This is a genomic window from Salidesulfovibrio brasiliensis JCM 12178, from assembly GCF_001311825.1.
GTDB classification, from domain to species: domain Bacteria; phylum Desulfobacterota; class Desulfovibrionia; order Desulfovibrionales; family Desulfovibrionaceae; genus Pseudodesulfovibrio; species Pseudodesulfovibrio brasiliensis.
The window spans coordinates 1-22,630 of sequence record NZ_BBCB01000048.1; the positions used below are offsets into that span (position 1 = coordinate 1).

The 22,630-nt window shown below is 59.6% G+C and carries 29 protein-coding genes, 1 tRNA gene and 1 pseudogene; 14 read left to right on the forward strand and 17 right to left on the reverse strand.

Annotation, left to right across the window (positions count from 1 at the left end; all coding sequences use genetic code 11):
• From JCM12178_RS11510 to JCM12178_RS11520, 3 genes are all read right to left on the reverse strand, one after another.
• On the reverse strand, positions 1 to 1,102 hold a 1,102-nt coding region (locus tag JCM12178_RS11510), incomplete at its 3' end, for an NADH-quinone oxidoreductase subunit 5 family protein (RefSeq protein WP_284690215.1).
• Positions 1,072 to 1,461 (reverse strand): hypothetical protein, encoded by a 390-nt coding sequence (locus JCM12178_RS19760; RefSeq protein WP_245628740.1) that lies wholly within the window; start codon positions 1,459 to 1,461, stop codon positions 1,072 to 1,074. The genes JCM12178_RS11510 and JCM12178_RS19760, both read right to left, overlap by 31 nt.
• A 220-nt stretch (positions 1,462 to 1,681) precedes the next feature.
• Complete coding sequence (locus JCM12178_RS11520) at positions 1,682 to 2,359, reverse strand: phosphoadenosine phosphosulfate reductase family protein (RefSeq protein ID WP_054651521.1); 678 nt, start codon at positions 2,357 to 2,359, stop codon at positions 1,682 to 1,684.
• 85 nt (positions 2,360 to 2,444) lie between these two features.
• On the opposite strand from JCM12178_RS11520, the gene JCM12178_RS11525 reads away from it, so the two are divergent.
• The 3 genes from JCM12178_RS11525 (at position 2,445) to JCM12178_RS11535 (ending at position 3,372) form a co-directional block, all read left to right on the forward strand.
• Positions 2,445 to 2,876, forward strand: coding sequence for a pyridoxamine 5'-phosphate oxidase family protein (locus JCM12178_RS11525; RefSeq protein WP_054651523.1), 432 nt, complete (start codon positions 2,445 to 2,447; stop codon positions 2,874 to 2,876).
• A 61-nt stretch (positions 2,877 to 2,937) separates the two neighbouring features.
• Positions 2,938 to 3,014 (forward strand) — tRNA-Arg (locus JCM12178_RS11530).
• Between the two features lie 172 nt (positions 3,015 to 3,186).
• Complete coding sequence (locus tag JCM12178_RS11535; RefSeq protein WP_054651525.1) at positions 3,187 to 3,372, forward strand: hypothetical protein; 186 nt, start codon at positions 3,187 to 3,189, stop codon at positions 3,370 to 3,372.
• Here JCM12178_RS11535 and JCM12178_RS11540 read toward each other — a convergent pair.
• The 9 genes from JCM12178_RS11540 to JCM12178_RS11580 all read right to left on the reverse strand — a co-directional run bounded on the left by JCM12178_RS11540 (position 3,369) and on the right by JCM12178_RS11580 (position 10,253).
• Positions 3,369 to 3,581 (reverse strand): YgaP family membrane protein, encoded by a 213-nt coding sequence (locus tag JCM12178_RS11540; RefSeq protein WP_054651527.1) that lies wholly within the window; start codon positions 3,579 to 3,581, stop codon positions 3,369 to 3,371. The genes JCM12178_RS11535 and JCM12178_RS11540 overlap by 4 nt on opposite strands.
• Positions 3,578 to 4,051, reverse strand: coding sequence for a bacteriohemerythrin (locus JCM12178_RS11545; RefSeq protein ID WP_054651529.1), 474 nt, complete (start codon positions 4,049 to 4,051; stop codon positions 3,578 to 3,580). The genes JCM12178_RS11540 and JCM12178_RS11545 overlap by 4 nt, the downstream gene beginning before the upstream one ends.
• A 253-nt stretch (positions 4,052 to 4,304) precedes the next feature.
• Positions 4,305 to 6,059: a M14/M99 family metallopeptidase gene (locus JCM12178_RS11555; protein WP_054651532.1), complete on the reverse strand. Its 1,755-nt coding sequence runs from the start codon at positions 6,057 to 6,059 to the stop codon at positions 4,305 to 4,307.
• Positions 6,007 to 6,417 (reverse strand): hypothetical protein, encoded by a 411-nt coding sequence (locus JCM12178_RS19765; protein ID WP_245628741.1) that lies wholly within the window; start codon positions 6,415 to 6,417, stop codon positions 6,007 to 6,009. Before JCM12178_RS19765 ends, JCM12178_RS11555 begins: the two co-directional genes overlap by 53 nt.
• A complete protein-coding gene (locus tag JCM12178_RS19770; RefSeq protein ID WP_245628742.1) occupies positions 6,369 to 6,704 on the reverse strand; it encodes a hypothetical protein in 336 nt (111 codons plus the stop codon). Before JCM12178_RS19770 ends, JCM12178_RS19765 begins: the two co-directional genes overlap by 49 nt.
• The gene (locus tag JCM12178_RS11565) at positions 6,704 to 7,951 is read right to left on the reverse strand and encodes a L,D-transpeptidase family protein (protein ID WP_054651534.1); all 1,248 of its coding nucleotides are present in this window, start codon (positions 7,949 to 7,951) and stop codon (positions 6,704 to 6,706) included. Before JCM12178_RS11565 ends, JCM12178_RS19770 begins: the two co-directional genes overlap by 1 nt.
• Before the next feature lie 10 nt (positions 7,952 to 7,961).
• Complete coding sequence (pyrE, locus tag JCM12178_RS11570) at positions 7,962 to 8,525, reverse strand: orotate phosphoribosyltransferase (protein WP_054651536.1); 564 nt, start codon at positions 8,523 to 8,525, stop codon at positions 7,962 to 7,964.
• 3 nt (positions 8,526 to 8,528) lie between these two features.
• Complete coding sequence (gene purB / locus JCM12178_RS11575; RefSeq protein ID WP_054651561.1) at positions 8,529 to 9,824, reverse strand: adenylosuccinate lyase; 1,296 nt, start codon at positions 9,822 to 9,824, stop codon at positions 8,529 to 8,531.
• Positions 9,825 to 9,899: 75 nt separating this feature from the next.
• A complete protein-coding gene (locus tag JCM12178_RS11580) occupies positions 9,900 to 10,253 on the reverse strand; it encodes an FmdB family zinc ribbon protein (protein ID WP_054651538.1) in 354 nt (117 codons plus the stop codon).
• Positions 10,254 to 10,566: 313 nt separating this feature from the next.
• On the opposite strand from JCM12178_RS11580, the gene JCM12178_RS11585 reads away from it, so the two are divergent.
• The gene (locus JCM12178_RS11585; RefSeq protein WP_054651540.1) at positions 10,567 to 11,064 is read left to right on the forward strand and encodes a hypothetical protein; all 498 of its coding nucleotides are present in this window, start codon (positions 10,567 to 10,569) and stop codon (positions 11,062 to 11,064) included.
• Positions 11,065 to 11,136: 72 nt separating this feature from the next.
• Here JCM12178_RS11585 and JCM12178_RS18355 read toward each other — a convergent pair whose 3' ends face one another.
• Positions 11,137 to 11,283 (reverse strand): hypothetical protein, encoded by a 147-nt coding sequence (locus tag JCM12178_RS18355; RefSeq protein ID WP_157054891.1) that lies wholly within the window; start codon positions 11,281 to 11,283, stop codon positions 11,137 to 11,139.
• A 154-nt stretch (positions 11,284 to 11,437) separates the two neighbouring features.
• Here JCM12178_RS18355 and JCM12178_RS18360 point away from each other — a divergent pair, with 154 nt between their 5' ends.
• The 9 genes from JCM12178_RS18360 to JCM12178_RS11620 all read left to right on the forward strand — a co-directional run bounded on the left by JCM12178_RS18360 (position 11,438) and on the right by JCM12178_RS11620 (position 17,519).
• Complete coding sequence (locus tag JCM12178_RS18360; protein ID WP_157054892.1) at positions 11,438 to 11,686, forward strand: hypothetical protein; 249 nt, start codon at positions 11,438 to 11,440, stop codon at positions 11,684 to 11,686.
• Complete coding sequence (gene potA / locus JCM12178_RS11590; RefSeq protein WP_054651542.1) at positions 11,634 to 12,743, forward strand: spermidine/putrescine ABC transporter ATP-binding protein PotA; 1,110 nt, start codon at positions 11,634 to 11,636, stop codon at positions 12,741 to 12,743. The genes JCM12178_RS18360 and potA overlap by 53 nt, the downstream gene beginning before the upstream one ends.
• Positions 12,721 to 13,581: a spermidine/putrescine ABC transporter permease PotB gene (gene potB, locus JCM12178_RS11595; protein WP_054651544.1), complete on the forward strand. Its 861-nt coding sequence runs from the start codon at positions 12,721 to 12,723 to the stop codon at positions 13,579 to 13,581. The genes potA and potB overlap by 23 nt, the downstream gene beginning before the upstream one ends.
• Positions 13,578 to 14,345, forward strand: a complete 768-nt coding sequence (potC, locus tag JCM12178_RS11600; RefSeq protein ID WP_054651545.1) for a spermidine/putrescine ABC transporter permease PotC — start codon at positions 13,578 to 13,580, stop codon at positions 14,343 to 14,345. Before potB ends, potC begins: the two co-directional genes overlap by 4 nt.
• A complete protein-coding gene (locus tag JCM12178_RS21265; RefSeq protein ID WP_250635941.1) occupies positions 14,342 to 14,935 on the forward strand; it encodes an ABC transporter substrate-binding protein in 594 nt (197 codons plus the stop codon). The genes potC and JCM12178_RS21265 overlap by 4 nt, the downstream gene beginning before the upstream one ends.
• Entirely contained in the window at positions 14,911 to 15,384 is a 474-nt protein-coding gene (locus tag JCM12178_RS21270; RefSeq protein ID WP_439646707.1) for an ABC transporter substrate-binding protein, read from the forward strand. Before JCM12178_RS21265 ends, JCM12178_RS21270 begins: the two co-directional genes overlap by 25 nt.
• Before the next feature lie 342 nt (positions 15,385 to 15,726).
• On the forward strand, positions 15,727 to 16,332 hold the full coding sequence (gene cbiM, locus JCM12178_RS11610) for a cobalt transporter CbiM (RefSeq protein ID WP_054651547.1): 606 nt from the start codon (positions 15,727 to 15,729) through the stop codon (positions 16,330 to 16,332).
• An 11-nt stretch (positions 16,333 to 16,343) separates the two neighbouring features.
• Positions 16,344 to 16,928 (forward strand): NikL family nickel/cobalt ECF transporter subunit, encoded by a 585-nt coding sequence (locus tag JCM12178_RS11615; RefSeq protein WP_054651549.1) that lies wholly within the window; start codon positions 16,344 to 16,346, stop codon positions 16,926 to 16,928.
• Positions 16,929 to 17,072: 144 nt separating this feature from the next.
• Positions 17,073 to 17,519: an RrF2 family transcriptional regulator gene (locus JCM12178_RS11620; protein ID WP_054651551.1), complete on the forward strand. Its 447-nt coding sequence runs from the start codon at positions 17,073 to 17,075 to the stop codon at positions 17,517 to 17,519.
• Between the two features lie 73 nt (positions 17,520 to 17,592).
• On the opposite strand, the gene JCM12178_RS11625 is transcribed toward JCM12178_RS11620, so the two are convergent.
• The 4 genes from JCM12178_RS11625 to JCM12178_RS11640 are packed head-to-tail and all read right to left on the reverse strand — an operon-like array spanning position 17,593 to position 22,169.
• Entirely contained in the window at positions 17,593 to 18,894 is a 1,302-nt protein-coding gene (locus tag JCM12178_RS11625) for a TRAP transporter large permease (RefSeq protein ID WP_054651553.1), read from the reverse strand.
• Position 18,895: 1 nt separating this feature from the next.
• Positions 18,896 to 20,485 (reverse strand): TRAP transporter substrate-binding protein DctP, encoded by a 1,590-nt coding sequence (gene dctP, locus JCM12178_RS21000; protein ID WP_369404519.1) that lies wholly within the window; start codon positions 20,483 to 20,485, stop codon positions 18,896 to 18,898.
• Between the two features lie 38 nt (positions 20,486 to 20,523).
• The gene (locus JCM12178_RS18725; protein ID WP_054651555.1) at positions 20,524 to 20,895 is read right to left on the reverse strand and encodes a hypothetical protein; all 372 of its coding nucleotides are present in this window, start codon (positions 20,893 to 20,895) and stop codon (positions 20,524 to 20,526) included.
• Positions 20,865 to 22,169, reverse strand: coding sequence for an FG-GAP repeat domain-containing protein (locus JCM12178_RS11640; RefSeq protein WP_054651557.1), 1,305 nt, complete (start codon positions 22,167 to 22,169; stop codon positions 20,865 to 20,867). Before JCM12178_RS11640 ends, JCM12178_RS18725 begins: the two co-directional genes overlap by 31 nt.
• Before the next feature lie 174 nt (positions 22,170 to 22,343).
• Here JCM12178_RS11640 and JCM12178_RS11645 point away from each other — a divergent pair.
• Positions 22,344 to 22,630 (forward strand): annotated as a pseudogene (locus JCM12178_RS11645) (RsmB/NOP family class I SAM-dependent RNA methyltransferase); the annotation flags it as partial.

A 22,630-nucleotide genomic window follows, 5' to 3' on the forward strand; every position in this document is an offset into this window, starting at 1 on the left:
TGCCGCTCCGCGGGCGTCCCGGCCGGACGGGAACCCATGAGCGTACCGGCCAGCGGGCCCAGTAGACGACGGTCAGCGCGCTGCCCAGCGCCAGCAGGATGATGACCACGAGGTGGCTGGAAGCGGCTTCCAGAGCCATCCACTTGGACATCAGTACGCCGAACGGCGGCAGCAGCATGGACAGAATGCCTATCATGGTGATGGTCGCGGTGCGCGGAAGTCTCGTGAACAGGCCGCGCATGTCTTCGATATTCTTGCTGCCGATCTCCTGCTCGATGGTCCCCACGCAGAGGAACAGGAGCGCCTTGGAGACGGCATGGAAGATGATCAGCATGATGGCCGCGGTGATGGCCAGCGGCGTGTTGATGCCCGCGCAGGCCATGATGAGGCCGAGGTTGGATATCGTGGAGTACGCCAGAATCCGCTTGCCGTTATTCTGGCCGATGGCCAGCGCGGCGCAGGCCACGAACGTGAACGCGCCGCACAGCGCGATGCCGTAGCTCAGGAAGCTGCCCTCGTACATGGGGGCAAAGCGCAGCACGATATACACGCCCGCCTTGACCATGGTGGAGGAGTGAAGCAGCGCAGAGACCGGAGTCGGGGCCACCATGGCACCGAGCAGCCAGCTCTGGAACGGCATCTGCGCGGCCTTGACGAATCCGCCGACGCAGATCAGGCCCACTGCGAAGAGCACCGCAGGCGAAGCATTGGTGGTGGCAATAAGCGTTTGAATGTCGAGGCTGCCGGTCTTGAGATACAGCAGCACGATGCCGCCCAGCAGGAACAGGCCGCCACAGCTGCCCATCCACAGGGCGCGAAGCGCGTTTCTGGGCGAGCGCACGTTCTCGTCATGCCCGATAAGCACGAAGGAACAGAAGGTGGTCATCTCGAAGAAGAGATAGAGCCACAGCAGATTGTTGGTCAGCACCAGCCCGTTCATGACGCCGATGAGCAGCACGAGGAAAAGGAAGAAGCGAGGCTGCTTCGACATTTCCAGCTTTTGGTGCTCTTCGTGCGCCTTCATGTACGGCAGCGCGTAAAGACAGATCAGGGATCCGATCACGGAGATGATCAGAACCATGATAACGGTGAGATTGTCCACGGTGATAGCGCCGTGGCAGCTTCGTGGTCGAGTATCAGGAATTCAAAAACGGCCAGCAACAGCAGCTGGGTGCCGGTGAACATCTGCACGAGCACGTTTTTGTATTTGATACCGAAGTAAAGGACCGTTGCGAGAAGGGCAAAGTCGGCAACCGCGACTATGGCGCCCCACTCCAGCCCCATCACGTTTCCCAGCAACACGGTGGTCGGAGCTTCGCCGACCAGCGCGACCGCGGCGACGGTAACCACCACCGCCGTGGCAGCCACCAGAATGGTACGGACCACGCTCATTCGGAGAACGTAGCAGCCCACCCCGGCGACAATCGGGAACAGGATGAGTGAAAGCAGCAAGTTGGTCATGAACACCTCTTACTTTGGGGTCTCTGGCTCATGGTTTTCGTCGGAACTCTCGTCCGGGCTCCCCTTGTCCGGACCATTGCGACAAAAACCCCCTTAGCCTGCATCGAAATTCACACTTTAGACCGGAGGAAATTCGACGGAAAGTTGGTATAACCGAAAACACAATCTGATTCAAGAAAGTTTGTTATTTCAAATCGCTATCTTGCATCGAATATTGCAATTAAAAGTATCCTAATGCGGTCAAATCCCTCAATACTTGTTCCTTGGCGGACGCCCTCCCTGCCCGTTCCGGTCCGACGGATGAAAAGGCAGTGCACGGCATACATCCAAGAGATCGGTATCCCATGGCATACAGGGAACAGTACGGAATCCCCAGAAGGTCGTGAGAGGCCCAGACGTCCGTCTCGGTCCAGTCCAGCAACGGATTAACCAGAATATGGTCGGGGTCGGTGCGCGGCTCGACGGGCTCCCGCCCTTTCCTGTCAGGGTGCTCATCGCGCCGAATGCCGCTCAGCAGCACCCTCGTTCCGGTCCTTTCAATGGCGCGCATCAGCGGCTCGACCTTCAGGGTTCGACAACATTCAAGCGGGTCTCGCGCAACGGGATAGGCGGCTGTATCGACTTCCGGTCGGGCCACGTGAAGTTCCACACCCCAACGCTTGGCCAGTTCGGTACGAAAGGCGATCACTTCGGGGAACTTCACCCCGGTATCTACTGTAATGGCCCGCAAAGGCCCGAGCCCGGCATGGTCCAGAAGTGCCCGCCACAGGGCCAGCAACACGGTGGAATCCTTACCGCCGGTCCAGGCCACGGCCACTTCTTTTACGGAATTTTCCAGATACGGTTGAAGAATTTCTTCGGATCGGGCTATCTTGGCAGGAAGGCTTTTTTCGACCATGACCAGTCTTGTTGCACTTTCATAGCAGTGAAAGCAAGCCCGGACGACTTGGGCAACAAGCGACACCATACCATCAGGAGCGACAATGAACGAACGAATGCGAGCACTTGCAGACGACAAGGACATATGCGCCCTTGCCACCCTCTCCCCGTCGGGACCGCACCAGTCCCTCATGGCCTATGTGCGGGACCCGGAGACCGACAGCTTCATCCTGTTCACCGAAGAGCAGACCACCAAATGGGCAAATATCGAACGCAACCCGAACCTCTGCCTGCTCATCGACTCCCGCGAGGAGGACCTGCCCGAACGCAGGGACAGGGCGAGGGCACTGACCATCAAGGCCCGGCATGAAACGCCCACCGAGGCCGAGACGATCCGGCTCCGCCAACTCTTTCTGCTTCGCCACCCGCACATGGAGGCGTTTCTGGATCGGCCCGGAGCGAGAATGATCCGCGCCGTGCCCCGCAGCTACCTTCTGCTCACAGGACTCGAGCAGGCCGAATACGAAGAAGTATGAAAAAAATTCGAAAAAACGCTTGACGATCAGGCGCGTGACCCGTAAACAGTACCTCCGTTGCGCGCCCGTAGCTCAGCTGGATAGAGTGCCGGACTACGAATCCGTAGGTCAGAGGTTCGAATCCTCTCGGGCGCGCCACCGCGAAATCGTAAGCGGCCGGACATTGTCCGGCCGCTTTTTCGTTATCAGAACACCCACCCCTGCACTTCCTCTTCCCGCTGTTTTTGCATACAGTGCCGCCATGAACTGCCCTACCTGCAACAGGAAAAACCGGAAAACGGCAACCCAGTGCCGTCATTGCGGCGCACTGATGCCCCGCAGGAGCGCCAGACTGCTGGACAGCATGACCATGAATCCGGCCATGGCCCTCTCTATCGGTATCGCACTGCTGTGCTTCTCGACATTGCTGTTTTTCAACGGACTCTTTTGGTTCGCCGTGCTACCGACCCTCTGTGGCCTGGCGTTCACGGCGCTCGGGCTGAAGATGCGCGACTAATCGTCCGCAGGCGTATCACCCGCCTTGCGCACGCCCAGCCTGTGCAGGATGCCCATGAGCGGGCACCAGTCCGTCACCGCAGACTGCAGCAGATTCAGCCCAACGAAAAGCGTCAGGATGAGCCAGTTGATGTCATGGGTTATTGCCAGCGTGAGCGAAGCCAGAATCATGAACCCGGCAACGCCCCGGACAATGCGTTCTATCGTCATGCTTCCTCCTTGCCCTCGCTCTCACCCTCTCCGGCTTCGCCGATGACCACCTTGCTCTCCTTTTGTTCGGCCTCCCGCTCCTTCAGCCACTCGGCTATCTTCATATCCATGCCGAGGATGTGTCCGAGTAGCCAGTCCTTGAGAAAATCCCTTACTTCCAGAGGCTGCGGCGTCCGCTTCTTGTAGAGGTCGCGCTGGTATTCCTTGACTTGCTGGGACAACCTGCGGTGCTCGCGCTGATGCTCGCCGAGCCGGGGGTAGCCCATCTCGGCCATGGTCTCCTCCTCGTCATGAAAATGCTGCACACAGTACTCCCTGAGCCTTCGCACGAGCGCGTTCACAGCCTGCTCGGTCTTTCCCGAGGAAACAGCATCCAAAAAATCGTTGCACATCCCAACAAGATCCATGTGCTGACTGTCTATGGAATATATACCGGTCTCAAGCGACTCGTCCCAATTAATCCGGGCCATACCTGCCTCCTTGGCTATATGTCAGCTTACGACAGCCGCGCGGTCATTTCCAGCATGATTGCGTCCCGCAGAGCACCAAACGTGCACACCAAGTGCACAAAAAGACCCCCATCCTGAGACAGGACGGGGGCTTTTTCCGGCATCCCTTCGCAACCAGCCGATTTTATTTGTAGTGTGACGAGACCTTTACCATTGCCGACCGTAACGAAGGGTGCCTGCACGAATCCTTTCACGGACCGTGCCGGAAATGCGTTCAGCGGCTGGCAAATCCATCGGCGGTAAAGGTCATGGAGCCGAGCAGGCCGAAAGTGGTGGCCAGCCTGACGTCGAGGTCCATCCTGCCTCCGGGTTCCATGTGGAAGGAATCGCCGGGCCGGAGCGGGTCGGTGCCGGTGGTGGCGATAAGCTTCTCCTCATGCCCGTTGCTCCACGCACGTTCCAGCGTGTAGCTGCCTTTAGGCAGGTGGAAGGTTCCGCCTTCGTTCCACGGCACGAAAATGGAATTGCCGGTGTCGTTCTTGAGCTTGAGGGCCAGAATCTCACGCGGCATGAGGTCGATGTAGAAGGTGGCCTTGGGCTTGCCGGGCGTTTCGCGCACAACGCGATAGCGGTAGATGTTGGGCCGCGAGTTGTCCACCTGATAGCGGTCAATGAAATTGTCCGGGTCCAGAATGATCTCCCAACCGAGATCCTGACCGGTGTTCTCCCACGGGATGGCCACGAAGCCCTTGAAGTTGACCACTTCCTTTTCACCGCCCCAGACCCCTTCGAGGATGAGCTGATCGCCCACAACGGCCTTGAGGGTGTCGCCCGCGCGCACAAAGGCCGGGTGGCCGTTGAGCCAGCAGACGAAGACCGGTTTGTCGTCATCGGGCGTGGACGGCAGCTTGCCGCTCCAGCGCACCTGCGCCGAGGCCACGGAGAGGCCGTCGGACCTCAGTTCAAGGCTCGAAAACGGCTTAAGCGCCATGCGCCGCGCGGACATGAGGTTCACGCCGGGACGGTCTGACGCAAAGAGCGCCAGTTCGGGGGAGAACTGGTCCGAGCCTGCCCCCACGGTCGTGACGTCAAGGGTCGTTCCCGGAGCCAGCGCAAGCGTCTGGCCGTTTTGCAGCGGCCTGCCGTTGACAAGCACCTTCACGTTCTGCCTTGCATAGGCCAACACATCATCGCGGGTGAACTCCGGCAGTTCGACGTCCACGCCGTATTCACTCAGCAGCATGGCCGTGGCCTCAAGCTGCTGGCGCACCTTCCAGTCGAGCTGGCGGATGTCCTTGCTGACCTCCACGGCCATGGCCGGAATGTTCAACGTGGTCAGTGCATAACATGTCAGGGACTTGCGCATTTCCGGATAGTCGGTGGCCCGGTCGAACGTGCGGGTATTGAAGAGCTTGAACTGGTAATCCCGGGAATTGATGCGCCGATTGATCTTGGCCAGCACCTTGTCCACGCGGGTGCCGAGCTCAAGGGTGCCGTTCCAGTTGAGGGTGTCCACGATAATGGACTGACCGTAGCGCTGCGGATTGCGCATGCTGTCTATGTACTTGGGATAATAGAATCCCGAGCCTTCGTGCAGATGAATGAATGCGTCCGAACGGGCGAGCAGGAAACGAATCACCCGGGCGCAGCGGTCTTCGTAGAAACGATTGTAGTCCTGATCGAAGCGGCGGTTCATGTCCACGTTGACCTGCCGCCTGCGCAAATGGATGGAGGGCACGTTGGCCCGGGGCAACACGATGAGGTTGCCCTTGGTGACGTGTGCGCGGGTCAAAAGCTGGGCGGTAACGAAACCGGAAGGCTCGTCGCCCTGAATGCCGCCCTGCACCATGATGGTGGGGCCGGGGCGGTCGCCCTGAAGGAAAAAGACTTTCAGTGGATACTGGGTGCCGTTGAAAAAGACGTGTTCCCACGACGCGGCGCGCGCGGGAAGAGCGGCAAGCGTGAGCAGCGTCAGGCTAAGCCAGAATATTGTAGAGCGGATACGTCTCCGAGAAGATAACCTTGTCATCGTTGCCCTTGATTTCGAGCCTCAGGCCGAAGATGTCGTCAGCATTCAGGCCTTCCGGCAGAAGGAATGTCGTTCGGATTCGCTTGAAACGCTGGATTTGGAACGTCAGATCGTTCCTGTTCAACTTGATCTTGGCCTCGGAGCCGTTCTTCCGAACGAAGACGAAGTCGACTTCGCCCGCAATGGGCTTGGACGTCTGAAGGTTGTTCAGCTCAAAGCTGACCGACACCTTCCGTTTGGTCATCTTGGCCTGGAGGTTGTCCACGCCGACCTGACGGGTGTCGGTGCGGGTGAAGATACGGTTCAGGTTCAGCTCGGGCTGTTTGGGTTCGGGCTCTGCCGCTGCGGAGGTGAGCAACGCCTGAAGCTCCTTGGGTCGTACGACTTGAGGATCTTTTCCATGTTGCCCAGACGTTCCAGCCGGACCTGCGCGTCCACGAGCTGCTGCTCAAGACGCTTGTTCTCGACGTTGAGCGCCTTGGTTTCCTTCCAGCCCCGGTAGCCGAGGTACATGCCTCCGGCCGCACAGAACAGCAGGAACATCTGGCTGCAGAGAAAGAATCTGAGCCAGAAAGGGCTGAGCCTGTAGCGCCTGACATCCGCATCGTCACGCATGAACAGGACACTGTACTTGGAATCACTCATCAACGACGTCTCCAGTCTTCACGCTCGATTCTCCAGCCGTCATCCACCGGAGCCAGCACCAGGGTCTTAACGCCAACATCCGAATACCCGGAAGCATCTTCGTATTTCTGCAGGAACCGGACCCGCAGTCCGGAAGGATGCAGGTCGATGCCGATATCTTCGACGGCGACCATAACAGGTGGTTTTTGTTCCCACAATGCCTTTTTATAGTCTTTGATCTCAGCCAGCCCCCGCTGGGAACCGGAAACCGCATCGCTCGAATAGGCGGCAGCATAGTCTTCCATGTCCGCAGACTGCCACGCCTCGGCCCACTTGTGAACGAACGCCTCGGCCTCCTCGCCCTTGACCCGCAGGTACTCGGGGACAAGGTCACGGGTCGCGCCCGTATACTCCCGGCCCACCACGGTCCAGCGGCCTTCGTCGTTTTTCTGCCAGTAAAGACGCTTTCCCACGGTCTGCGTCAGGGCGGGCGAACGATAGAGCTGGTCGAACCACGTCACCCAATAATCCGGACCGCGCAAAACCTTTACGCTGTCCAGCATGACGTGAATCCACGGCGTGCTGGAAAATATGCCCTGCTTGTGGATGCGAAAATGCTCGAAATCCCCGGACTCGGCGCGGGAGAATTTCTCCGCGTCGTACATCTTGAAGAATTTTTCGGAACGGCTCTGCCACGCCTCGGCCCACTGGTTCACCAACGCGACCATTTCCTTTGCGGCCATGGATTCCTGCTGCGCGTCCCACTCCACGTCCGCGCCAATGACCACGGGCGTCCCCACACGGGAGTCGCCCTTGATGGACTTGATGTCCGGAACGGTCAAAGCCACGCATCCAAGGGTGTCACGAGGCACGAGTTGCTTGCCGCGGCCGTGCAGCCAGATGCCGGACCCGGTCTTGCCCTTGATGCGGTCGATTGGGTTGGGATAATTCAGAGAGTAGGCGATGTCGCCGTAAAGGTCCCAGTCCAGCGACCGGCGAATCCTTGGTCCGAGGAAGTAGACCCCCTCCGGGGTGCGAAGGTCCCCGCGAACCTGTTTGTCGCCCACGGCCTGCCCGGTGGTACAGGGAAGCTCCTGCACCAGATGCAAGGGGCTTTTGCGCTCGAAAAGCATGAGCTTCTGCTCACCCTTGTCGATGGCCACGATGGATGCCGGGACGTTGTCGCCGGACGTGAGTCTCGGCTTCCATCCGTCGGCATAAGCCGCCCCTGCGGCAAGAATGAGTATGAGCGTCAGTAGGGTCCGCATGGCTCCCGCGCTATCGTTTGGCCGCCTCTAGGAGTTCCTGTCGAGTGAAGATCGACTCCAGAGGCAGGCCCGCGTTTTCCAGATTCTCGCGTCCGCCCTCTTCACGGTCGAGCACGGCCAGCACAGCCACAATCTCGAAACCGGCGTCGCGCACGCGCTCACAAGCCGTTACCAGCGTTCCGCCGGTGGTCACGACATCTTCCAGCAGCGCGACCTTTGCGCCCTTGGGAAGATTTTTGAGCCCTTCCAGATACTGGTTGGTCCCGTGCCCCTTGGACTTTTTCCGGATGATGAATCCGGGCAGGGGCCGCCCGGACTCGTGCGAAAGTACGGTCACCGAAGAGACGAGCGGATCGGCCCCGAGGGTCATGCCGCCCACGGCCTGCACGTCGTCACGCTCCGCAAGCATTTCAAGGAAGCACTTTCCGATCAGCCAGCTGCCCTCGGGATGAAGGGCCGTCTGCTTGCAATCGAAGTAGTAATCACTCTTCTTGCCGGAGGTCAATGTCACTTCGCCTTCCACATAGGAAAGTTCCATGAGCAGCTTTGCCAGACGTGTCTTCAACTCTTCCATGCCCTATTCTCCAAACACACGATTGAACACCGTGTTTTCGTATCTTTTGTAATATGTTGCGTCGAACGCTTCGTCAAGGTCACTCGCCTGCAGATATTCGGCAACCGCCTCGTCCTTTCTGACCTCATCCTCGAACTGGACCTTCTCGTTCCAGCAGCGCATGGCCACTTTCTGAACCATCTCGTAGGCTTCCTGCCGCTTCAGGCCTGCGGCGATGAGTTTTCCGAGCACTCTTTGCGAATAGAAAAGGCCGAACGATCCCATCAGGTTGCGCTGGATGTTGTCTTCCTTGACCACAAGGCGGTCGATGACGCCGGCCATGCGGCGGAGGATGTAATCCATGAGCACCGTGGTGTCGGGCATGATGACGCGCTCCACCGAGGAATGGCTGATGTCGCGTTCGTGCCAGAGGGCCTGATTTTCCATTGAGGCAACCGAATTGGTGCGCACAACGCGCGAGAGGCCGCAGAGGTTTTCCGCGGAAATGGGGTTCTTTTTATGCGGCATGGCCGAAGAGCCCTTCTGGCCCTTGGAGAATCCTTCTTCCACTTCCAGCACCTCTGTGCGCTGCAGGTGGCGCAGCTCAAGGCCGAGGCGCTCAATGCCACCGGCCATGATGGCCAGCGAGGTGAAGAACTGGGCGTAACGGTCACGCTGCACGATCTGCGTGGAGTGCGGGTCCGCCTTGAGGCCGAGGATTTCCAGCGCGCGTTCCTCCAGTTCCGGGGAGAGGTGCGCGAAGGTGCCCACCGCGCCGGACAGTTTGCCCACGCGGATGTTCTCCATGGCCGCGACCCAGCGCTCGCGGTGCCGTGCGAACTCGGCGTAGAACCCGGCGAACTTGAGGCCGTAGGTGGTGGGCTCGGCATGGATGCCGTGGGTGCGCCCCATGCACAGAAGCCCCTTGTGCTCATGGGCGCGGCGCTTGAGGACTTCCAGAAGATTGTCGAGGCTTTCCAGCACGATCCGGGCCGCGCGGGTCAGGAGCACGCCGTTGGCCGTGTCCACGATGTCCGACGAGGTGCAGCCGAGGTGAATATAGCGCGAAGCCGGGCCCACCTTTTCTTCCACTGCGGTCAAAAAGGCGATGACGTCGTGCTTGGTGGTTTCCTCGATTTCCAGAATACGGTCCAGATCGAAGTCCGCCTTGTCGCGGATGTCCTTCATGGCCTCGGCCGGGATCTCGCCCAGCTCATGCCACGCTTCGCAGACCGCCTGCTCGACCTCGAGCCAGACGCGAAATTTGTTCTCAAGCGTCCACAACCCTGCCATCTCGGGGCGGGAATACCGTTCAATCATGCCCTTCTCCAGTTTGCCGTTCGCTGATAGCCGACCGAAAAAAAAGGCAGCCATGGCTGCCTTTTCTGCGCCCGATCAGGACCCTGCCTGAGAGGACGCACCTTCCGGGGCGGACTTGGTCGCTCCGCCCTGGGATTGCGTTTCCGCCGCAGGGCTGGCCCCGGCTCCCGTGTCGCTGCCGGATGCGGCGGCTTCGCCGCCCTCTCCGCCGCTATCGGACGAACCGCTCTCAGCCTGCCCTGCCTCCCGTTTCCCGCCGTACTCCGTGACATACCACCCGGAGCCTTTGAGAACGAAAGAGGTGTTGGAAATCAGCCGTTTCGCGCTCCCGCCGCATTCGGGACATTCCTGATCCTTTTCCTCGAACCCGGTCTGCCACTCCTCGAACACGTTGGAGCACTTTTCGCATTGATACTCGTAAATTGGCATCTGCACTCCTCCCCGTCGCAAAGGGAAAGATTACTTCGCTGCAGCGGCCTTGGCTTCCTTGATGCGAGCCTTGACGGCCTTCTTGCGGCGATGACGTTTGCGATCCAGTTCCTTCTTGCGTTCATGCTTCTTTGTAGCCATGAGATTACTCCTTAGCGTACAGCCCGGAGGCTGATGATTATTTCGTGTGGGCCGGATTTCATACCCCAAGCCGAAACGGTTGTCCAGCCCACAAGTGCACCATCCGGCACTTGACGCAAGGCCGATTCATGACCATATTCCCCGGCAACGACAATCGCCAAGGAGTATCCCGATGATAAAAAGCCTGAGCCTGAAAGCCGCCATTCGCGACGCCCTGCAGATTTTCCAGTGCGACCAGTGGCTTCGCTTCAACTACATAGTCGAAAAAGATGACAAGCTGTACGTCGAAGTGCCCAAGGACGTCATGGAGCGACTCCACAAGGAGCACCCCCGCCTGGCCGGGCTGGCCGAAAGCATGGACGGCTACGCCATCGACCAGCAGACCGGACATGACATCGTCTGCTCGCACATCGCCGCCTCGCTGGACGGCCAGAAGTACGACCCCTCGGTGATTCCCCGGGTTTTTGACGCTCCCCAGTTCAAGGTGGACATGTACGTCTTCAACCTCTGGGTCAAAATGCACGAAGCCATCCTCGACGAAGAGAACCTTTTCTTTTCCGACTGGGAACAGAGCTTCAACGAGTGGAAGGAACTGGATGAAGTCAAGGACTACCTTGCCAAGCTCCACAACACCGATCCGGAAAACCCGAGCACCGACACCAAGCAGTAGCCTTTTCATACGCCAAAACAAAAGCGCGGCCCCGCTCGGGACCGCGCTTTTTTATTGATATGTATCCTCAGGCTACTTCTTGGAGCCTTTCTTCACGTCCGTCACCTTTCCGCCCTTGCCGGTGATGACGACCTTCTTTTTCTTGTCAGCGGCAGCGGGCGCGGCAAAGCCGAGGGCGGCCGCCGTCACCACAATCTCAAGAAACCGTCTTCTGTTCATGCTGGATGACACTCCGGTAATGATCGATCATGCTTCACGGTGAAGCAATCCATGTGCCTTTGTCAAAAAAAAGCAAAAAAATCAACAAATGGTCAATCCGGGCACGGCTGAAAAAAAGTACGGGAAAAGCAAATTATGACGAAAACTGCACGCCATGCCGAAATTTGCGCTTTTTTCAACCCTGCCAAGCGCCGAAGCCGTGTCAACGCCCGCCGGGAAAAGAGTTGCCGACAACATGAAATTTATGGTTTCCTTTGAAGCCAAAAAGCATTATTACGCCACGTCCGGCCGCGAGCCGGAACGGCCCGCCGTCCCCGGACGGGCCGAACTCTTCTTTCAAGGGGGCCGAAATGACTGGAAACAATCCGATCATTCGGTTGGAAAACCTCGTCAAACGATTTGACGGCGCCACCGTCCTCGACGGCGTGAGCCTCGACATCAGAGACGGGGAGTTCCTGACCATTCTCGGGCCGAGCGGCTGCGGAAAGACCACCATCCTGCGAATCATCGCAGGGTTCGAGACACCCGACCAAGGGCGGGTGCACCTCGACGGACAGCCCCTCAACGATCTGCCCGCCAACCAGCGACGCGTGAACACCGTGTTTCAGAGCTACGCTCTGTTCCCGCACATGACCGTGCGCGAGAACCTCGCCTTCGGCCTGAAGATGAACAAGGTTTCCCGCCGTGAGGCCGAACGCCGCATCGACGATGCGCTGGACATGGTTGACCTCAGCCATCTGGCCCGGCGCTATCCCGACCGACTCTCCGGAGGCCAGCAGCAGCGCGTGGCCATCGCCCGGGCCGTGGTCAACAACCCGCTGGCCCTGCTGCTGGACGAACCTCTCTCCGCCCTCGATGCCAAACTCCGCAAGCGCATGCAGGTGCAGCTCAAGCACATGTGCCGCGAGCTGGGTATGACCTTCGTCTTCGTGACCCACGATCAGGAGGAGGCTTTTGCCATGTCCGACCGCGTGGTGGTCATGAACGAAGGCCGCATCGAACAGGTGGGCACGCCCGAGGAAGTCTACGAAGAGCCGGTGAACATGTTCGTGGCCCGCTTCGTGGGCGAGACCACCATCCTTGACGGCTCCGTGGTTTCCAAGGAACGCGAGACGCTGCATGCCATGGTGGAAGGGAAAGCCTGCGAACTGGAAACCGCGCGGGACTTTCTGCCGGGCGAAGCCATCAAGATCGTGCTGCGGCCCGAGGACATAATCGTCGAGCAGGAGACCGACTCCGAGCACGCGCTCTGGCTGCCCGGGACCGTCCGGGATACGGTCTACAAGGGCAGCACATGGGACATGGTCATAGCGCTCGATTCCGGCAAAGACGTGCTCGTCACCGAGTTCTTCAACGAGGACGACGAACGCATCTGGCACAAATCCGGCGACCGGGTCATGGTCAGCTGGTACAAGGGATGGGAGGTCGTGCTGCCCGATGAAGACGTCACGGCTCTTTAGGCGAATCTCGCTCGGCTCGGCCACCATCTGGCTGGCCCTGTTCGTGCTCGCCCCCAACCTGCTGATACTGGTCACGAGCTTCCTCACGCGCGACGAGGCCTCATTCGTTGCCCCCGCGTTCTCGCTGGACGGCTACGCCAAGATCCTCAGCCCGGTCTTTCTGGACGTACTCATCAAGTCCGTCTATCTGGCCGGAACCGCGACGCTCATCTGCCTGCTGGCCGCCTACCCGTTCGCGTGGACGCTGGCCCGCATCAAGAGCCGCCACAAGGGACTCCTGCTCCTTCTGGTGATGATCCCGTTCTGGACCAACTCGCTCATCCGCACCTACGCCATGGTCTTCGTGCTCAAGGGCAAGGGACTCATATCGCAGGTGCTTACCGGTCTTGGCATTGCAGAACACCCGGTCTCATTCATGTACACGGAGTTCGCCATTTTCGCGGGGCTGACCTACACCCTGCTGCCGTTCATGATCCTGCCGCTCTACTCCTCCATCGACAAGCTCGACGAGAGCATGCTTGAGGCGGCGGGCGACCTCGGCGCGGGCAGGTTCAAGGCCTTCGTGCACGTCATCCTGCCCCTGACCAAGCCGGGCATCATTGCCGGATGCATGATGGTGTTCCTCCCGGCGCTCGGCATGTTCTACATCCCGGACATCCTCGGGGGCGGCAAACACCTCATCGTGGGCAACTTCATCAAGAACCAGTTCCTGACCGCGCGCGACTGGCCCGGCGGATCGGCCGCGTCGGTGCTGCTCACCCTGATAATGCTCCTTCTGATGCGCTTCTATGGAACCAGCTCCCGCAGGCTGGGCAAACAGGGAGGTGACGAGCTATGAGACGGCTCGGCGCAGCGGCACGCCTCGTGCCGGTCTATCTCTTCCTGTACCTGCCCATCATCGTGCTGGTGATCTTCTCGTTCAACAGCTCGAAGTATTCCACCGCGTGGCGCGGCTTCACCTGGAAGTGGTACGGCAAGCTCCTCGGCAACGAGCAGCTCATTGATGCAGCGCTCAATTCGCTGACTGTGGCCGTGCTCGCCGCCACGCTTGCCACCAGCCTCGGGACCCTGCTGGCGGTGGCCCTGTACCGATACAAGTTTCAGGGCAAGAGCGCGGTCAAGGCAGGAGTCTTCGTCATCATGATGAGCCCGGACATCGTCATGGGCGTGTCCCTGCTGCTGCTCTTCATGCTGCTGGGCATGCAGCCGGGCTTCTGGCCGCTGCTGCTCGCGCACACCACCTTCTGCATCCCGTTCGTCACCGCCACCGTCATGTCGCGGCTCAAAGGATTCGATCCGCACCTCATAGAGGCCGCCGAAGACCTCTACGCCGGGGAGTACCGCACCTTCCGGCACGTCATCCTGCCCATGTGCCTCCCGGCGGTCTTCGCAGGCTGGCTGCTCTCGTTCACCCTGTCCATGGACGACGTGATCATCAGCTTCTTCGTCACCGGCCCGGATTTCGACATCCTGCCGCTTCGCATATACGCAATGGTCCGCATGGGCGTGAAGCCGGACGTCAACGCGCTGAGCGCCATCATGGTCGGCATAACCGTATGCCTTGTGTTCACCTATCAACTGCTCATGAGGAAAAAGAAATGAACCGTATCGTGACCGTTACCGCCCTCGTTCTGGCGGCCCTGCTGTCCGCGGCCACGGCCTTTGCCGGTTCCGGCAAGGTGTACGTGTACAACTGGACCGACTACATCCCCGAAGGGGTGCTGGACCGGTTCACCGAAGAAACCGGCATCGAGGTGGTCTACACCACCTACGACAGCAACGAGTCCATGTACGCCAAGCTCAAAATGCTCGACGGCAAAGGCTACGACGTCATCGTGCCCTCCACCTACTTCGTCAGCAAAATGCGCCGCGAAGGACTGCTCAAGAAACTGGACAAGTCCCTGCTCCCCAACTGGAAGAACCTCGACCCCATCTACCTCGGCAAGAGCTTCGACCCTGAATCCGCCTATTCCGTGCCCTACTGCCACGGCGGCAGCGGAATCCTCATCAACGCCGAACGCTACGGCAACCCGAAGTCCCTCTCCTGGAAAGACCTCTGGAACAAGGACTACGAACAGCAAATCCAGCTTCAGGACGACCTGCGCGAAGTCTTCGGCATGGCGCTGGCCAGCCTCGCTACTCCATCAACGACACCGACCCGGCACACATCAAGGAAGCATACGAACGCCTGAAAGAACTCTTCCCCGCCGTTCGCACCTTCAACAACGACACGCCCAAAACCCCCTTCCTGAATGAAGAGGTCACCATCGGCATGATCTGGAACGGCGAAGCCTACGTGGCCATGAACGAACTGGATTTCCTCAAGTTCCACTGGCCCGAGGAAGGCGGCATCATGTGGATGGACTGCCTCGCCATACCCGCAGGTGCCGAAAACGTGGAAGAGGCACACGCCTTCATCAACTACATCCTGCGCCCGGAAGTGGCCGCCCAGATGGTCAACGAATGGGGATACGGCACCGCCAACCGCGAAGCCCTCAAACTGCTGGATGAAAAGACCCGCAACAACCCCGTCATCTTCCCGCCCGCAGAAGTGATGAAAAAATCCGACTATCAGGACGACGTGGGAGAAGCCATCGTCACCTACGAAAAGTACTGGAACAAACTCAAAAGCGGCAACTAGCCGATCAATATACATCAGATAAAGGGGCCGCCACCAGATGGCGGCCCCTTTTTTGCCTCCGGCGGCCCTCCGGGGGCTTAGAACCTTTCGGGAAAGGTTCTAAAACTCCAAAGCTTTTTAGCTTGCCTTCGGCGGAAGTGTCCGTTCACGTATGGCTTTCGTTTCCTGCAGACGCCTTCAAGTCAGGGATTGCAAAGGGGATTATCCCCTTTGCCGGGTGCAGGGCAGCGCCCTGCCCGCCGGAGGCAAAACGACTTCACACTCCTCGCCTTGCGCTGTGAGGCGTGCGGGTGTATACGTCTTTGAGAATTTTCACACGAACTATGGAATCCTGGTGAATTCATGCACATCTCGGAAGGCGTTCTCTCGGCACAGGTGCTCATTGGCGGCGGTGTTCTCGGCGCGGTCGGCACGGCCATCGGTTTGAAAAAACTGGATTACGACAAGGTCATGAGCGCGGCGATCATGTCGGCGACATTTTTTGTGGCTTCGCTCATTCATGTTCCTATCGGGCCGAGCAACGCACATCTGATTCTGAACGGCCTTCTGGGCGTGGTGCTTGGTTGGGCAGCTTTTCCGGCTATTCTTACTGGCCTTTTATTGCAGGCCGTGCTGTTTCAGTATGGCGGTTTGACCGTATTGTGCCTGAACACGTTCAACATGGCCGCGCCTGCTGTTTTATGCTGGTATCTTTTCGGCAATCTGCTGCGAAACAGTGGCACACGGGCGTTTGCCGGAGCGTTTTGTTGTGGTTCGCTGGCCGTGCTGCTCAGCACCGTGCTTACCGCCGCGTCGCTGGCTCTTTCCGGTGACGCCTTCATCGAGCCTGCCGGGATATTGGCGGCAAGCCATGTGCCCATCATGATAATCGAAGGGGTCATCACCGGCTTTGCCTACACCTTCCTTGCCAAAGTCAAACCAGAAGTCCTGCACGGCAGTGCAGCCTGATCGGAGCCTTTATGCGCACCTTTTTTCTCGCCCTTGCCATCATCCTGTGTTTCCCGGCCGTATCCACAGCCCACAAGGTCAACATATTCGCGTATGTTGATGGCGATTCCATCGTTACGGACAGCGGTTACAGCCGTTCCAGAAGAGTGAACGGCGGTACGGTGAAGGTCTTTGGGCCTGATGGTCAGGAGCTGGCTTCGGGCACCACTGACGCCGAAGGACACCTCGAACTGCCCATCCCCGAGGAAGCCAAGGGCGGCAGCATGGACCTCAAGCTGGTGCTCTATGCCGGAGAAGGACACGGCGCGGAATGGACGGTGCGGGCCTCGGAACTCGGCGGCACGCCCGAAGCCACGGCTGAACCGGTCATCACCGCCACTGAAACCACCGCTCCTGCAAACATTGACGCCGAAGCCCTCGCCCCGCTGGTGCAGAAGGCCGTGGACAAGGCGCTCAAGCGCGAACTGGCTCCCGTCAAGTCCATGCTGGCCGACCTGCACGACAAGGGGCCGGGCATGAGCGAAATCTTCGGCGGCATCGGCTGGCTTGTCGGGCTGGGCGGCCTCTTTGCCTACGCACGCTCACGGCGCGGGTAACTCTCCCGCCAAACTGACCATATCCTTGCTCCTTGCCTGAATCCGCTTTTTTCCCTACCATTGGAGAAGGAAACGCGGATCCCTTGCATTCATCCATTGATTTTGCGCCGGGAATGATATAACCGCACAGGCTATAGGTGAATCATGAGATTAACGACACGCAGCAGATACGGCACAAGGATGGCGTTGGACATCGCCCAGAACGGCCAGAACGCACCGGTTCGCATCAGCGACATAGCCGAGCGTCAGGGTGTTTCCGTCAAATATCTTGAGAAGCTCATCCGGGAGCTGAAGCTTGCCGGATTCATCAGGAGCAAGCGCGGCCCCAGAGGCGGCCACATGCTGGCCAAGGAGCCCGGCGAGATTACCGTGGGCGAGATTGTCCGTGTTCTCGAGGGCGACGTAAGCCTTGTTGAGTGTACGGGCGACGAGTCCGTCTGCGACCGTACCGACACCTGCCTGACCCGTTCTCTTTGGCAGCAGGCGGCGGAGGCCATGTACGAAAAGCTCAACTCCATAACACTGGCCGACCTCATGGCGGACGTGAAGGAATGCGGCGAACCGGACAAGATCGGCACCCCGCTCTTTTAAACGCATTTCAAACGAACAACGACAAACGGCCCGGCACACCTAGGTGTGCCGGGCCGTTTGTCGTTTCAGTTGACTACATCAGTCCGGGCAGCCATGTCACGAACTGCGGAAACAGCATCATCAACGCCACGCAGAGGATGAACGCGGGCAGGAAGCAGGTCACGCCTTTGAAGACATGGCCCATGGGGATGTCGGGCGCCATGGACGCGACGATGAACGTGTTCACCCCAACAGGCGGCGTGATGGCCCCAAGCGTGGTGACGACCGTGATGAGTACGCCGAACCAGAGCGGATCGTACCCCATGGCCATGACCACCGGGTAAAATATGGGAATCGTCACCAGCAGCATTGCCAGCGCGTCCATGACCATTCCACCGATCACGTAGATCACACAGATGAGCAGGATGACCACCATCGAAGGAATCTCGAGCCCGGCAACGAAGTTGGCCGTGGTGAACGGCAACCGCGTGACCGCGAGAAAACGGCCGAAGATGACCGCCCCGGCCACGATGACCATTATCATGCTCGACACCCGCAGCGTGTCCATGATCGAGCGAAGGAAGTTGGCGAAAGAGAGCGTGCGGGTTGCGGCGCTGAGCATGAGCGCGAGCATGGCCCCGGCTGCGCCCGCTTCCGTAGGCGTGAACAGCCCCATGAACAGGCCGCCCATGACGAGGCAGAACAGCACCACCATCTCGGCCGAACCCGGCAGAAGCCGGAAGCGCTCGCCCCACGTGGCTTTCTCTCCGGCCGGGCCCCAGTCCGGGTTGCGGCGGCAGAGCCAGACCACGGTGAGCATGAAGAGCGTGGTCAGCAGCAGCCCCGGCAGGACGCTGCCCACAAAGAGCTTGGCAATGGACTGGCTGGTCTGCAGACCGATGATGATGAGCACCACGGACGGCGGGATGACCACGCCCAGCGTGGCCCCGGCCGCCACGGACCCGGTGGACAGCTCCGGGCTGTAGCCGAACCGCTTCATCTGCGGCAGGGCCACCGTGCTCATGGTGGCCGCCGTGGCCGAGTTGGACCCGCAGATGGCCGCAAAGCCCCCGCAGGCCAGCACCGTGGCCATGGCGATGCCGCCGCGGATGTGCCCCATCCAAGCGTATGCGGCCTTGTAGAGCCGCTCGTTCACGCCGGAATAGAAGCATATCTGCCCCATGAGGATGAACAGCGGTATGACCGTCAGGCCGTAGGACGAAAACACGTTCCAGAGTTCGGTGCCGATCATGCCCGAGGCGGCCTTGGGGCCGAGCACGGCCATGAACCCGAGATAGCCGGTGATGCCCATGGCAAAACCTACCGGGATGCGCAGGGCGAAGATGGACGCCAGCATGATGCAGATGCCGAATATGCCGATGGTTGCCGGTTCCATATCAGCTCTCCACCCTGCCGGAGGCGGTCTTCAGAAAATCGCAGAAAAGCACGAAGGCCATGGCAAGGCACCCAGCCGCCGCAGCGTAGACGAACGGGTAGTAGACAATACGCAGTGTCTCGGACAGTTCGCCCGTCTTGACCAGAAACCCTGCCCACTTGCCCGTTTCAACACCGGCCAGCAAAAAGAAGGCGCAGGAAACGAGGTCGGTCAGCGAGGCCAGTAGTCGGCGGACGATCTTCGGGTAGTGCTTCATGAGCAGACCCACGGCAATATGCGCCTTGCTGCGTTGGGCATAGGCAAGCGCCAGCCCCGTGGCAACCGCCCCGAGAAAGCCCATCATCTCGAACGTGCCCTTGATGGGTTCGCTCACCGCACGCATGGTCATGTTGGCGCAGGCGAGCACCATCATGGCCACGAGAAACAGCCCGGCCAGCCGCGCCAGCCAGAGGCTCAAAAAGTCGCTTACGCGATCAAGAGTATCGATCATGGCAAAAAAAGGCGCGCCCCCCGAGACAGGGAGCGCGCCGGTTGGCTTAATTGGGATATTGAGATTCGTACTTGCCTTGAGTGCCATCATGTCGCGATATATCGCGTCCGCGTCCAGTCCGGCCTCGTCTGCCTTGGCCTTCCAGTCTGCGATGATGCCCTCTCCGATCTCGGCAATGCGGTCCTTGTCTGCCTGATCCAGCTCGTACACTTCAATCTGGTACTTCTCTCTGGACCACGCAAGGGACTCTTGAATGTGACCGTCCATGTAACGGCCGGTCCATTCGGCCTGCTCGCGGCCAAGGTCGTTGATGACCTTCTTGACCTCATCGGGCAGCGAGTTCCACCGGTCCTTGTTCATGACCACCGCAAAGGGGTACACGGGCAGGTTCGTAATGGTTTCATAGCGGCACAACTCGGCAAAGTTGAAGTCCTTGAGTACTTCGAGGGAAGAGACGAGGCCCTTGACCACGCCCTTCTGCAGCGCCTCGGGCGTCTGCGACATGGGCATGCCCACGGGCTTGGCGCCCATCTGCTCGAGCATCTTCAGAAGCGCGCCGCTGGCCCTGAGCTCGACGCCGTTCAGGTCGTCCAGACTCTTGATGGCCACCTTGCTCATGATGTTGGAGGGAGCCGAGGTGAACATGGTCACGACCTTGAGGTTCTCCATTTCCTTGGGCTGGAGCTTCTCGTAAAGGTCCCACAGCGTGAGGCTGGCAACCGTGGCGTTGGTGAAGCCTACCGGCAGGTTCACGGACAGGAGTGCCGGGAACACGCCGGGATAGTAGGCAAGGCTCAGGCAGCCGATATCGGCCTGCCCTTCCAGCACGCCGCGATACATGTTCTTGGCCGAAAGCAGCGTGCCGCCCGGGTAGGTCTCAACCTTCACCCGGCCGCCGGTGCGCTCTTCGATCTCATCGGCCCAGCGCTCCATCTGGACGCAGGGAAACGTCGAGGCCGGAGGGAAGTTGGCATAGCTGATGGTAATGACTTCCGGCTCTTCAGCCTTGGTTTCAGCCTGTTTCTCTTCTTCCCCGGCGCAACCGGCAAGCGCCAGCAAAAGCATGGCTGCCATGCACGCAACGATCCATTTCCTCAACATTTCCCTCTCCTTCCTTAGAATGTTGATAGTGCCGTTGGCTAATTATTCAGATCATAGGCCAGAATCATGGTCTTCCTGCGGGCAAAGCTCATGGTCGAGGCATTGGTGTTCAGGAGAACGCACAATTCCTTCTCGCCATCGTTGTCGATATCCTGATAGCCGAGGTCGGTGACGGTCCCCTTGATGCGCCGCGTCTTCCACGCCAGGCTCATGCCGACCCCGTCCCAGAAGAGCGCGTGAATCTCACCCTGCGAATAGGTGGTGAAGCGCTCAAAGACCTGACCGGCCATGGTGATGTCCTTGTTGACCAGCATCTCGTATTTGTTGGGGTTGGTGATGGCCGCAGGAACCATGCGGAACGGGATGACGTAATGTTCCTTTATCTGGCGGCTGTCCGACATGCTGCCCATGCCGTACTGCTTGTCGTCAAGCTCAAAGCCCACCACCGAGGAGTTGAATGTCTCCTCGCCCTGATAGAGGCTTTCGAGGTCGGGCTGATACACGCGCAGGCGCTGCATCTCGTCGATGACCACGACCTTGTACGAACCCTCGTCGGCAGGTAGTTCATGGAGAAGACGGTGCCGTACGGAGGACGCGGAACCTTGGCGACCCTGACGAGCTCCTTGCCGTTGAAGGTCACTTCGTACATGTCGTCCGAGAACGGACCACGCCGTCCGCGACTCTGCGCCACCAACGTGGGCTGATAGGTCGGCGGCGTGTTCATGGTCGCAAGGTACTCCCGGATGCTCGTCTTGAGCTCGGTGAACTTGCCGCCCTTGAAGGACAGGATGGAGGAGTCCGGCCGGTCGTAGCTTCTGGAGGTTATGACCAGTTCGGCGGCCCCGTCGCGGTCCATATCGATGATGGAAAGGCGCAGGTAGGTGGTGCTGGGGTTGCTGACAAGGTCGTACTTGGCGAGCGGCTCCAGCTTGCCGTCCTTGTAGCGGTATGCGTGGAGGTAGTCCTTGCCGAGCACAAAGACTTCGTTTTCGCCGTCGCCGTCGCCATCGCCCACCACCATGCTGTAGGACGGAAAGCGAAGGGTCTGACTGCGCCAGCGGCCGGGCGTCTGCGCGCCGCCTTCATAGCGGAAGTTCGGGTTGAGGGTCATGATCTTCGGCTGTGTCACGCCTTCGGAGGAACCGGCGATGATGCTGCTGTTCTGCGGAGCCTGACGGTCGCCGCGCTGCTCCGAGGTCAGCTCCTCGAGGCTCTTTTTCTTTTCGCCGTAACCGGGGCGCTGGTAGACCTCGCCCTGAATGTTTTCTGCAGAGCTTTCAAGCCACAAGGGCAATTCGTTGATGTTGACCTGCGTCTCACCCCGCCACTTGTTTCCGTTGCGTCCGGCCGCTTCGAGGATAACCCCCGTGCTGCTGCCCATCTGGTTGACTGACGCCCACACAAGCGCATCAACTCCAAGCTGATCGCAGAGGCGAAGCGCCTGCGCCTCGGAAGAGGGAAACTTGACGTCGCCCGCATCTTTCTTGACGGGTGAATACTGTCCGGGCCAGGTCAGCTTTTTCTCAAGCTGCATCCGGACGCCTTCTTTCAAATATTTATACGTATTGGGACCATTGTACTTCACCGGAAGCACCAGAAACTGCTTGCCAGCCTGAGCAAACGCGGCGGAAGCGGTCAGCACGAACAGCAATGCGAGGGAAAACGCACCGATCTTCTTGAACATGTGTATCCTCCGGGGCCCGTATTTCGGACCCGCCTGATTTCGATTTATCCCGGTCTGCCGGGAGGATCGTTGTAGCAGTTTATCCTCCGCTATGCAAAGGAGGTCTTTGTTGCCTTCGCCTCAGGATACGGGTATCCCGAAGCCGTCGCGCGCATCCATCGAGGAGGGCATGCAATGGACGCAGAACGCACCTTCAGGCTGGTCGGCAGCCCGGAAGAAGTCCCGCTCATCGAAGCGCTTCTGAAGGCGCAGGGATACGACTTCGAGACCGAACCGTTTCACCCACTCGCCCGTCGGCTAACCGCCGAGCCTGCCCCGCTGGGCAACTCGCTGGCCGCCCGCTTCGGGCGCGTCTACATTCAAGACAGATCCTCCATGCTGCCCCCGCTCGCCCTCGCCCCCCCAGCCCGGCGAGCACGTTCTGGACATGTGCGCCGCGCCCGGCAGCAAGACCGGCATGC

What these genes read in the sequence shown, in the direction of transcription:
- JCM12178_RS19760 (WP_245628740.1), bottom strand. Translation starts at nt 1,461, where the DNA reads ATGACCAACTTGCTGCTTTCACTCATCCTGTTCCCGATTGTCGCCGGG.
- JCM12178_RS11520 (WP_054651521.1), bottom strand. Translation starts at nt 2,359, where the DNA reads ATGGTCGAAAAAAGCCTTCCTGCCAAGATAGCCCGATCCGAAGAAATT.
- JCM12178_RS11525 (WP_054651523.1), top strand. Translation starts at nt 2,445, where the DNA reads ATGAACGAACGAATGCGAGCACTTGCAGACGACAAGGACATATGCGCC.
- JCM12178_RS11535 (WP_054651525.1), top strand. Translation starts at nt 3,187, where the DNA reads ATGCCCCGCAGGAGCGCCAGACTGCTGGACAGCATGACCATGAATCCG.
- JCM12178_RS11540 (WP_054651527.1), bottom strand. Translation starts at nt 3,581, where the DNA reads ATGACGATAGAACGCATTGTCCGGGGCGTTGCCGGGTTCATGATTCTG.
- JCM12178_RS11545 (WP_054651529.1), bottom strand. Translation starts at nt 4,051, where the DNA reads ATGGCCCGGATTAATTGGGACGAGTCGCTTGAGACCGGTATATATTCC.
- JCM12178_RS11555 (WP_054651532.1), bottom strand. Translation starts at nt 6,059, where the DNA reads ATGACAAGGTTATCTTCTCGGAGACGTATCCGCTCTACAATATTCTGG.
- JCM12178_RS19770 (WP_245628742.1), bottom strand. Translation starts at nt 6,704, where the DNA reads ATGAGTGATTCCAAGTACAGTGTCCTGTTCATGCGTGACGATGCGGAT.
- JCM12178_RS11565 (WP_054651534.1), bottom strand. Translation starts at nt 7,951, where the DNA reads ATGCGGACCCTACTGACGCTCATACTCATTCTTGCCGCAGGGGCGGCT.
- pyrE (WP_054651536.1), bottom strand. Translation starts at nt 8,525, where the DNA reads ATGGAAGAGTTGAAGACACGTCTGGCAAAGCTGCTCATGGAACTTTCC.
- purB (WP_054651561.1), bottom strand. Translation starts at nt 9,824, where the DNA reads ATGATTGAACGGTATTCCCGCCCCGAGATGGCAGGGTTGTGGACGCTT.
- JCM12178_RS11580 (WP_054651538.1), bottom strand. Translation starts at nt 10,253, where the DNA reads ATGCCAATTTACGAGTATCAATGCGAAAAGTGCTCCAACGTGTTCGAG.
- JCM12178_RS11585 (WP_054651540.1), top strand. Translation starts at nt 10,567, where the DNA reads ATGATAAAAAGCCTGAGCCTGAAAGCCGCCATTCGCGACGCCCTGCAG.
- JCM12178_RS18355 (WP_157054891.1), bottom strand. Translation starts at nt 11,283, where the DNA reads ATGAACAGAAGACGGTTTCTTGAGATTGTGGTGACGGCGGCCGCCCTC.
- JCM12178_RS18360 (WP_157054892.1), top strand. Translation starts at nt 11,438, where the DNA reads ATGCCGAAATTTGCGCTTTTTTCAACCCTGCCAAGCGCCGAAGCCGTG.
- potA (WP_054651542.1), top strand. Translation starts at nt 11,634, where the DNA reads ATGACTGGAAACAATCCGATCATTCGGTTGGAAAACCTCGTCAAACGA.
- potB (WP_054651544.1), top strand. Translation starts at nt 12,721, where the DNA reads ATGAAGACGTCACGGCTCTTTAGGCGAATCTCGCTCGGCTCGGCCACC.
- potC (WP_054651545.1), top strand. Translation starts at nt 13,578, where the DNA reads ATGAGACGGCTCGGCGCAGCGGCACGCCTCGTGCCGGTCTATCTCTTC.
- JCM12178_RS21265 (WP_250635941.1), top strand. Translation starts at nt 14,342, where the DNA reads ATGAACCGTATCGTGACCGTTACCGCCCTCGTTCTGGCGGCCCTGCTG.
- cbiM (WP_054651547.1), top strand. Translation starts at nt 15,727, where the DNA reads ATGCACATCTCGGAAGGCGTTCTCTCGGCACAGGTGCTCATTGGCGGC.
- JCM12178_RS11615 (WP_054651549.1), top strand. Translation starts at nt 16,344, where the DNA reads ATGCGCACCTTTTTTCTCGCCCTTGCCATCATCCTGTGTTTCCCGGCC.
- JCM12178_RS11620 (WP_054651551.1), top strand. Translation starts at nt 17,073, where the DNA reads ATGAGATTAACGACACGCAGCAGATACGGCACAAGGATGGCGTTGGAC.
- JCM12178_RS11625 (WP_054651553.1), bottom strand. Translation starts at nt 18,894, where the DNA reads ATGGAACCGGCAACCATCGGCATATTCGGCATCTGCATCATGCTGGCG.
- dctP (WP_369404519.1), bottom strand. Translation starts at nt 20,485, where the DNA reads ATGTTGAGGAAATGGATCGTTGCGTGCATGGCAGCCATGCTTTTGCTG.
- JCM12178_RS18725 (WP_054651555.1), bottom strand. Translation starts at nt 20,895, where the DNA reads ATGGGCAGCATGTCGGACAGCCGCCAGATAAAGGAACATTACGTCATC.
- JCM12178_RS11640 (WP_054651557.1), bottom strand. Translation starts at nt 22,169, where the DNA reads ATGTTCAAGAAGATCGGTGCGTTTTCCCTCGCATTGCTGTTCGTGCTG.